Below are 9,042 nucleotides of genomic sequence, written 5' to 3'. Positions count from 1 at the left end.
GCGCGCGATGCGGGCGGCCGGCGCGCCTTCGTCTCACACCTCGACGCCGGGCTCGTGCACGAGCGCACGGGCGCCACGGTGCTGCTGCGCAGCCACAGCAACGCCGCCGCGTCGCGCGGTCGGCTGACGGCACCCGGCGTGGTGGACGTGACGACCCACCCGGACATCACGGCACTGCAGGCGGCCGCGGACGTCCTGGTCACCGACTACTCGTCGGTGATGTTCGACTTCGCGGTCACGGGACGGCCCCAGATCATGCTGGTCCCCGACGCGGCGGAGTACCGCGACGACCGCGGCTTCTACCTCGACCTCGAGCAGAGCCCGCCCGGGCCGATCGTGACGTCGAGCGACGAGGTCATCGAGCTGCTCCGCGACCCGGGCTCGATCGTCGTGCCTCCGCAGTTCCGGCAGCGGTTCGCCCCCCTCGACGACGGCGCAGCGGCGCAACGGGTGGTCGACGTCTGGCTGGGACCTCAGGACCTCAGCAGCCCCAGCAGGTAGTCGCCGTAGCCGCTCTTGACCAGCGGGCGGGCCAGTTGGGCCAGCTCGTCGCCGGACAGCCAGCCCTGGCGCCACGCGATCTCCTCGGGGCACGAGACCTTGAGCCCCTGTCGCTTCTCGATCGTGCGCACGAAGGCCCCCGCGTCCGCGAGGTCGTCGAACGTCCCGGTGTCGAGCCACGCGGTGCCCCGGGGCAGCACCTCGACCTGGAGGGTGCCCTCGTCGAGGTAGGTGCGGTTGAGGTCGGTGATCTCGAGCTCGCCGCGCGCGGACGGCTTGAGCTCGCGGGCTCGCTCGACCACCGAGTTGTCGTAGAAGTACAGGCCCGGGACCGCGTAGTTGCTGCGGGGGCGGGTGGGCTTCTCCTCCAGCGAGACGGCGCGTCCGGCGTCGTCGAACTCCACGACGCCGTAGGCGGTCGGGTCGGCCACGTGGTAGCCGAAGACCGCGGCGCCGACCGTGCTGTCGAACCGCTGCAGGTTCGTGCCCAGCCCGGCGCCGTAGAAGATGTTGTCGCCCAGCACCAGCGCGGATCCCTCGTCGGCGATGTGGTCGGCCCCGATGACGAACGCCTGGGCCAACCCGTCGGGTGAGGGCTGCTGGGCGTAGGTGAGGTTGATGCCGAAGCGCGAGCCGTCGCCGAGCAGGCGATGGAAGGACTCGGCGTCGTGCGGCGTCGTGATGACGAGGATGTCCCGGATGCCGGTCGCCATGAGCGTCGAGAGCGGGTAGTAGATCATCGGCTTGTCGTAGACCGGGACGAGCTGCTTGCTGACGCCGAGCGTGATCGGGTGCAGGCGTGATCCGGTTCCCCCGGCCAGGATGATGCCGCGCATGGCTGCACCCTACTGGGACCGAACGGCGCTGTGTCCGAGACGGACCCGGACTGGCGACGATCCCCGATACGCTCGGCCCCATGCGCATGCTGGTCACCGGGGGAGCCGGATTCATCGGAGCGAACTTCGTCCGCCACGTGATCGAGCACACCGATGACGAGGTCACGGTGCTCGACAAGCTGACGTACGCCGGCAGTCGCGAGTCGATCGCGCAGCTCCCGGCCGACCGGGTGTCGCTCGTCGTGGGGGACGTCGCCGACGCCGACGTCGTCGACGAGCTGGTCGCGCGCCACGACGCGGTCGTCCACTTCGCGGCGGAGTCGCACAACGACAACTCGCTCGCCGGGCCTCGCCCGTTCCTGGACACCAACATCATCGGCACGTTCGCGCTCCTCGAGGCCGTGCGCAGGCACGACGTGCGGTACCACCACATCTCGACCGACGAGGTCTACGGCGATCTGGAACTGGATGACCCCGAGCGGTTCACCGAGTCCACCCCGTACAACCCGTCCAGCCCCTACTCGTCGACCAAGGCGGGCTCGGACCTGCTCGTCCGGGCCTGGATGCGGTCCTTCGGCGTGCGCGCCACGATCTCGAACTGCTCGAACAACTACGGGCCCTGGCAGCACGTCGAGAAGTTCATCCCACGCCAGATCACGGGCCTCATCGACGGGGTGCGTCCGCGGCTCTACGGCGAGGGCCGCAACGTGCGCGACTGGATCCACGTCGACGACCACAACGCGGCCGTGCTGAGGATCCTCGAGCGCGGTCGCATCGGTGAGACCTACCTGATCGGCGCCGACGGCGAGAAGTCGAACCGCGAGGTGGTCGAGGCGCTGCTGGCGCTGTTCGAGCGTGCCCCCGACGACTTCGACCACGTGACGGACCGCGCCGGGCACGACCTGCGGTACGCGATCGACGCGACGAAGCTGCGCACCGAGCTGGGCTGGTCCCCGCGGTTCGGCGACTTCTCCGCGGGCCTGGCGGACACGGTCCGGTGGTACCGCGAGCACGAGGACTGGTGGCGTCCTGCGAAGGCCGCCACCGAGGCCAAGTACGCCGCCGCGGGTCAGTGAGGGAGCGCAGATGAGGGTCGAGACCACCGCCATCCCCGGACTGCTCGTCGTCCACCTGGACGTGCACGGCGACAACCGCGGCTGGTTCAAGGAGAACTGGCAGCGCCAGAAGATGGTGGCCGCGGGCCTGCCCGACTTCGGGCCCGTCCAGCAGAACGTCTCGTACAACGGCTCGACCGGCACCCTGCGCGGCATCCACGCCGAGCCGTGGGACAAGTTCGTCTCGGTCGCCGCCGGGCGCGCGTTCGGGGCGTGGGTCGACCTGCGCGAGGGCGAGTCGTTCGGTGCCACGTGCTGGGTCGAGCTCGACACCGCGACCGCCGTCTTCGTGCCGCGCGGGGTCGCCAACTCGTACCAGGTGCTCGAGGACGGCACCGCCTACGCGTACCTCGTCAACGACCACTGGAGCCCGGACGCCACCTACGTCAACGTGAGCGCGCTCGACCCGGCCCTGGCCATCCCATGGCCGCTGCCGCCGACCGAGATGTCCGAGAAGGACCGGGCGCACCCCGTCCTGGCGGACGTGCGACCGATGGCGCCGCGCCGCACGGTCGTGATCGGCGCGGGCGGACAGCTGGGCAAGGCGCTGCAGCAGGTGCTGCCCGGCGCCGAGTTCCACGACCTGCCCGAGGTCGACCTGGCCAGGCCCGAGACGCTCGACTCGATCGACTGGGCCGGCGTCGGGACGCTCATCAACGCCGCGGCGTACACGAACGTCGACGGCGCGGAGACCCCCGAGGGGCGTCGCCTGTGCTGGGCGATCAACGTGACCGGCGTGGCCGCGATGGCCCGGATCGCCGTCGAGCGCGGCATGACGTTCGTGAACGTCTCGAGCGACTACGTCTTCGACGGGACCGCCGAGGAGCACGAGGTCGACGAGCCGGTCTCGCCCCTGGGGGTCTACGGCCAGACCAAGGCCGCGACCGAGGCCGTCACGTCGGTCGTGCCGAGGCACTACCTCGTGCGCACCAGCTGGGTCGTCGGCGATGGTGCCAACTTCATCGACACGATGCGTCGGCTGGCACGCGACGGCGTCTCGCCGTCGGTCGTCGACGACCAGTTCGGCCGGTTGACGCCGGCCTCGGTGCTGGCGGAGGGCATCGTGGACCTGCTGGACTCCGACGCGCCCTACGGAGTCCACCACGTCACCGGCCGTGGGCCGATCGAGACGTGGGCCGACATCGCGCGGCGGGTCTTCGCCGAGGAGGGCCGCGACCCGGCGGACGTCACCGGCGTCACGACCGAGGAGTACGCCGCCGGCCGCGGCGACCGCCCGACCTCGCCGCGCCCCCGCCACTCCGCGCTGCGGCTGCCGGATTCCCCGGTGAAGTAGGTTCTCTGGCACTTCACGAGGGTTGCGATCCTCGAGAAGTGCCAGGAAGCCTCGTTAAGTCGATGGATCTGCGCTGGGTGACCTCGTGGGCACCGGCATGGTCGATGAGCGGACGCGAAAGGCTCGCCCGGGTGACTTCACGAGGTTTCCCCTCACTTCACGAGGGTTGCGAACCTCGTGAAGTGAGGGGAAACCTACTTAACCGGGGAAACCGTCAGCCCCGCACGCGCCCCAGGATCTCGGAGGCGAGGAGGTCGGGGTGCGTGTCGGGGAGCCAGTGGCCGCCGTCGACCTTCACGAAGCGGTAGTCGGCCGTGACGTGGTCGCCGCAGCGCTCGGCGCCGTAGCGGCCCAGGGCCAGGTCGTTCTCGCCCCACACGAACGTCGTCGGGACCGTCACGTCGGGAGTAGACGCCAGCTCGGGGCCCATCGCGCGGTACCAGTTCAGCGAGGCGGTGAGGACGCCCGGCTCGGAGAAGCGCTCGACGTAGGCCGACTCGTCCGCCGCGTCGAGGTCGCCGCCGTACATCGCGCGCAGCCGCGCGGCACCGTCGGCGAGCAGGACCTCCTCGGCCTTGCCCGGCTTACGCAGCAGGCCGATGTACGCCGCGCGCTGCTGCTGGTCGGGGTCGACCGTGAGCGCCTCGTTGTAGGCCGTCAGGTGCGGGACCGACACGGCGGTCAGGCTCAGCACGTGCTGGGCGTGGGCCGTGGCCACGACCCAGGACACCGCGGCTCCCCAGTCGTGACCGACGAGGTGGAATCGGTCATGGCCCAGGGCGGCGGCGATCTCGACCGCGTCCTGGGCGAGCACGGCGGTGCCGTAGCTCTCGACGCCCTCGGGGCGCGCGCCCGGACTGTAGCCGCGCTGGTCGGGGACGATCGCGCGCACGCCCTCGGCCGCGAGGCGCTCGGCGACCTCACGCCACGAGCGGGCGTCCTGCGGCCAGCCGTGCAGGAGCAGGACCGGGGTGCCGTCCTCGGGTCCGTACAGGTCGACGTCGAAGGCGAGGCCACGTGCCTCGACGGTCGTCATCGGACACCCGCCGGCATCGTCGGCCAGCAGTCCGTCGGCTGGGTGGGGTCGAACCCACTGCGAAGCGAGCGGGCCTCCTTCTCGACGATCGCGGTCGCGAGGAAGAACAGCGCGAGGCTGTAGGTCAGCATCACGACGAAGCCACCGACGGCCGAGTCCTCGGGGAACCGGCCGGCGATGCGTGCCGCGATCAACCCGTCGCTGAAGAGGAAGAGCAGGGCGCCGACACCGGCACGCAGGTCGACGGCCAGCGCGGTGGCCGCCGTCGTGGAGAGCAGCGCCGCGTACACCACGACCGGGACGCGAAGGTCCGCGTCGAGTCCGGGCCAGACCCACACGAGCAGGCCGACCGCGGCCACGAGCAGGGCCAGCGGAATCCACGCCTGGCGCCGCAACCCCTCGAGCGCACCGCGGCGGACGAAGAACGTCACGAGGCACACGTGGGCTGCGGCGAACGCGGCCATGCCGGCGAGGAAGAGCCCGTCCAGCTCGAGGAACAGGTCGCCGAGGAAGCAGAAGACCAGGGCCAGCGCGAGGATGCGTGGTCCGCGCTGCTCGAGGACCCAGGCGACGAGCAGGGGAGCGATGAGGCATTTCGTGATGCTGTCCCACGGCTGCGTGTCGGCGAGCACGAGCGCGAGATGGACCACGACGGCAACGCCGAAGGCGGCCAGCCAGGGGCTGCGGAGCGAACTCATGGCCACACCGTAACGGTCGAGGGCATGCACAATGGGTTCATGAGCACCGGAACGATCCAGGAGTTGGACCAGGACGAGTGCCGCGAACTGCTCGGCGTCGGCCGGTTCGCCCGCATCGCCTTCTCGAAGGACGGGAGGCTCGAGCTGCTGCCGGTGAACTACGCCTACGACGACGGCACGATCCTGATCCGCACGACGACGGCCTCGGGCCTGGCGACGATCGTCGGGACGGAGTTCGTCCTCGAGGCCGACCATCACGACGACACCTACCAGACCGGCTGGAGCGTCACGGTGCGCGGCACGGCCGCTATCGCGACTGCGGAGCAGGTCGAGTCCTTCGGCGGCCGGCTGCCCACCTCGTGGGCGGGCGGCGACGACGGCGTGCACATCGCCATCACCACCGAGGAGCTCAGCGGGCGCCGGGCGCGCGCGTTCCCGGCCTGATCAGCCCTGCATGAAGCCCAAGGTCGTGCGCGTGAGGCCGGGGAACACCGTGCCGATGCCCACCTCGGGGAATCGCGCCTGCAGGATCTCGGCCAGGACGCTGCGGTAGTCCGTCGTGACGGACAGCTCGGTCACGTTGTCCTTGCCCGTCCCGAGGGTGGGCCAGTTCGCGTAGTAGCCGCCCTTCACGCCGGCGCCGAACGCGAAGACGGCGTTGCCGTACCCGTGGTCCAGTCCGGCCGCACCGTTCTGGTCCAGGCGCCGACCGAACTCGCTGAGGGTCACGATCGTGACGCGCGAGGCGTGGGTCCCGAGGTCGGTCAGGAACGCGGAGATGCACGTGGACATCTGCTCGATCTGGTTGCCGACCCGCCACGAGATGTCCACGTGGTTGTCCCAGCCGCCGAAGTCCACCGCGATCGCGCGGACGCCCACGCCGGAGCGGATCAGTGCCGCCGAGCTGGCCAGCGCCGTGCCCAGGCTGCTGTGCGGCGGGTAGGCCGCACCGTTCTGCGGACCCTTCTTCTCCTGCGCGGCGATCGTGCCGGCGCGCTTGTCGAGGGCGATCGCGTCCTGTCCGGCGCGACCGATGACGGTGCCGGCGTCGCGGTACATGCTGGACAGGGCCGAGCGCATCCGCGGTCCCAGCTCGGCGTGGTCGGCCCACGGCGCGGACAGCGAGGCGAAATCGGTGGTCGCGAACGACGGCTCAGGGCCGATGAGCGACGTCGGCATGACCGTCTCGCCCACCTGGATGCCGTCGAAGATGTCGTTCGAGGTGAAGCAGCCGATCACACGGTTCAGCCAGCCGATGCGCTCGGAGGAGCCGGGGTCGGCGTCCTCGACCAGCTCCATCGCCTCGAAGTGCGAGCGGTTCGGCGTCGGCAGCCCGACCGCGTGGATCGCCGCCATGCGCCCGCTGTTCCACAGGCCCTCGAGCGGCTCGAACGACGGGTGCAGCCCGAAGGTCGAGTCGGGGGCCAGGAGCGCGTCCTTCTTCAGGGCGATGTTGGGGCGCTTCTGGTGGTAGGCGGCCTCGGCGTGCGGGACCATCATCGACATCCCGTCCGCGCCGCCGCGCAGCGACAGCACGACCAGGATGTTCCCGCCGGTGGCGCCGTACGCGGTCGAGGTCAGCACGTCGCCGAACATCGCGGTGGAGACGCCGGCCATGCCGATGAGTCCCGCCGACTTCAGCAGGTTGCGGCGGGTCACCCCGTAGTCGGCGCAGGCGGTGTCGTGTCCGTCGGTCATCGCAGCATCGCCTCCGGTGAGCTGAGGATCGCGGTCCGCACCAGGGTGATGAGCCAGCCGAGATGCGACGTCTCCCGCTGCCAGGACTTGTCGAGGACGTGCGTCCGGGCGTTGACCTTCGGGTCGATCAGGGTGCCGGCCGCCGCCACCGTCTCGGCGCTGGCGCGGTGACCCGTCATCATGACGGACTGGTGATGGACGAGGTCCTCCAACCGCAGTGGCCAGACCGGAGGGATCAGGTCGCGCACGGCCGGCCGGGTCGCCTTCGTGAGCTTCCCGGAGGTGTTGGCCATCCAACTGCGAACCGTCCACGACCGCAGCATCCTGGCGGGGGACAGGTACGTGTCGGACTGCTCGGGCGACCCGTCCGGGCGCGGCCACGAGAAGAGCGCCTGGCCGGTCCAGCTGCAGTACCAGGGGAACGAGTTCACGAGGCTGTCCGGTCCGGCGCCGGTGGGCACGATGTCGCACGCGCGCTGGGTCGCCAGGACGTCCTCGGCCGGCGTGCGGGCCTTCTTCAGGGCGGAGGCGCGGAACGCGTCGTGCCCGACGAGGGTGCGCAGGCAGGCCTTGATGTCGGTCCCGGACGTCAGGTACGTCGCCGCGACCGCGTCCACGATGCTCTGCGGCGGGTCGTCGCTGACGAACCGCACGCACAGCCGCCGCGCGATGCGTGCCGCCGTCTGGGGGCGGGTCGCCAGCCAGTCGAGGTACGCGTGCAGCTCGGCGCGGCCGTCGGCGTCCGCGTTCACGAAGGTGCGGCCCATGACGGTCACCGGGCCGACGTGGTGCCGGCTCGGGTCGTAGCCGGCGGCGTAGTCCTTGCCGGTCGCCACGGTGAAACCCGTCAGGAGGCGGGCCGACGCCCGGACGTCGTCCTCGGTGTAGCCGGCCGTGCGGCCGACGGTGTAGAGCTCGAGCAGCTCGCGTCCGAGGTTCTCGTTGATCTGCTTGCCGGTGTTGCGGTGGTTGGACAGGTACCCGGACATGGACGGATGCGTGACGGCAGCACGCAGCAGGGCGCGGTACGTCCCGAGGGCGTGAGGGCGGATCGCCGTCGTGTCGTAGTCCATCCGCCAGGGGAAGCTCGAGTCCTCGCCGACCGGGATGTGCAGCAGGTTGGACCAGAAGTCCGTCATCATCTCGTGGACCTGGTTGGTCGCGACGACGCGCCGCGCGAGGCTGTACTTCACGAGGTCGCTGCCGTACTGCCACCCGCCGTACGTCCCGGCCCGGTTGTTGGCCGACGCCGTGGCCGGCGAGTCCGACAGCCGCGGCAGCCACGCCAAGACGGCGTCGGCGACCGGGTCGGGACCGGGGGACAGCTGCGCCTCGAACCACGCCGAGACGCTCGGGAAGCGCAGGACGTCGGCCTCGAGCCGGCCGTTGTGGCCGTAGGTGAAGCGGCGGGTCAGGTGGCGCGCTGATGCGGACAGGCGCGGTTGGGTCCCCGGGACGGTGGCCATCAGCACACGCCCGCGGACTTCGTGGTGGCCGTGTCGGACGCGACCAGGACGGTCAGCCAGCGCGTCCCCGCCGTGTCGAGGGCCGAGACTCCGAAATCGAAGACCGGAGCGTCGTGGCAGCCGGTCAGCAGCCTGGCGGTCTCGCCGTAGGGCGAGGAGAGCCACGCGTCGACGGTGCCCGCGATCGCCGCGCTCAGCGTGCTGCCGCCGACGGCGCGGGTCACCGTCCAGACCGTGTTGCCGGGGCAGGCGGTGGCGGGCATGGGCCGGCCGGCTGTTCGGTGCTCGGGAGATCCGGGGTCGAGTGCGCGGCCCTGCTGCGCCATCCAGGCGCTGTGCTTGCGCGCGTAGTCCGTGAGGCAGGCATCGGCGCCGTCGTCACCCGCGGCGACCACGGC

At 71.0% G+C, this 9,042-nt stretch carries 10 protein-coding genes; 4 read left to right on the top strand and 6 right to left on the bottom strand.

Going from position 1 to position 9,042, the window contains the following annotated elements; genetic code table 11:
• Positions 1–501: CDP-glycerol glycerophosphotransferase family protein (locus tag RT323_RS14865; protein ID WP_313409843.1), on the top strand; the 501-nt coding region annotated here is incomplete at its 5' end.
• Here RT323_RS14865 and rfbA read toward each other — a convergent pair.
• Positions 474–1,337 carry a glucose-1-phosphate thymidylyltransferase RfbA gene (gene rfbA / locus RT323_RS14860; RefSeq protein WP_313409841.1) on the bottom strand — a complete coding sequence of 288 codons (864 nt, stop codon included), beginning with the start codon at positions 1,335–1,337 and terminating at the stop codon, positions 474–476. The genes RT323_RS14865 and rfbA overlap by 28 nt on opposite strands.
• An 80-nt stretch (positions 1,338–1,417) precedes the next feature.
• Here rfbA and rfbB point away from each other — a divergent pair, with 80 nt between their 5' ends.
• Complete coding sequence (gene rfbB, locus RT323_RS14855; RefSeq protein WP_313409839.1) at positions 1,418–2,413, top strand: dTDP-glucose 4,6-dehydratase; 996 nt, start codon at positions 1,418–1,420, stop codon at positions 2,411–2,413.
• Positions 2,414–2,423: 10 nt separating this feature from the next.
• A complete protein-coding gene (locus RT323_RS14850; protein WP_313409837.1) occupies positions 2,424–3,746 on the top strand; it encodes a bifunctional dTDP-4-dehydrorhamnose 3,5-epimerase family protein/NAD(P)-dependent oxidoreductase in 1,323 nt (440 codons plus the stop codon).
• Positions 3,747–3,960: 214 nt separating this feature from the next.
• On the opposite strand, the gene RT323_RS14845 is transcribed toward RT323_RS14850, so the two are convergent.
• Complete coding sequence (locus tag RT323_RS14845; protein ID WP_313409835.1) at positions 3,961–4,782, bottom strand: alpha/beta hydrolase; 822 nt, start codon at positions 4,780–4,782, stop codon at positions 3,961–3,963.
• Positions 4,779–5,480: a lysoplasmalogenase gene (locus RT323_RS14840; RefSeq protein WP_313409833.1), complete on the bottom strand. Its 702-nt coding sequence runs from the start codon at positions 5,478–5,480 to the stop codon at positions 4,779–4,781. Before RT323_RS14840 ends, RT323_RS14845 begins: the two co-directional genes overlap by 4 nt.
• 39 nt (positions 5,481–5,519) lie before the next feature.
• On the opposite strand from RT323_RS14840, the gene RT323_RS14835 reads away from it, so the two are divergent.
• Entirely contained in the window at positions 5,520–5,924 is a 405-nt protein-coding gene (locus RT323_RS14835) for a pyridoxamine 5'-phosphate oxidase family protein (RefSeq protein ID WP_313409831.1), read from the top strand.
• On the opposite strand, the gene RT323_RS14830 is transcribed toward RT323_RS14835, so the two are convergent.
• The 3 genes from RT323_RS14830 to RT323_RS14820 all read right to left on the bottom strand — a co-directional run.
• Positions 5,925–7,178 carry a DUF1501 domain-containing protein gene (locus tag RT323_RS14830; RefSeq protein ID WP_313409829.1) on the bottom strand — a complete coding sequence of 418 codons (1,254 nt, stop codon included), beginning with the start codon at positions 7,176–7,178 and terminating at the stop codon, positions 5,925–5,927.
• Complete coding sequence (locus tag RT323_RS14825) at positions 7,175–8,644, bottom strand: DUF1800 domain-containing protein (protein WP_313409827.1); 1,470 nt, start codon at positions 8,642–8,644, stop codon at positions 7,175–7,177. Before RT323_RS14825 ends, RT323_RS14830 begins: the two co-directional genes overlap by 4 nt.
• On the bottom strand, positions 8,644–9,042 hold a 399-nt coding region (locus tag RT323_RS14820), incomplete at its 5' end, for a hypothetical protein (protein ID WP_313409826.1). The genes RT323_RS14820 and RT323_RS14825, both read right to left, overlap by 1 nt.

This window comes from Aeromicrobium sp., assembly GCF_032084975.1.
GTDB lineage: Bacteria > Actinomycetota > Actinomycetes > Propionibacteriales > Nocardioidaceae > Aeromicrobium.
Note: the sequence above shows the minus strand (reverse complement) of the source record. Positions and strands in the feature narration are given on the sequence as shown.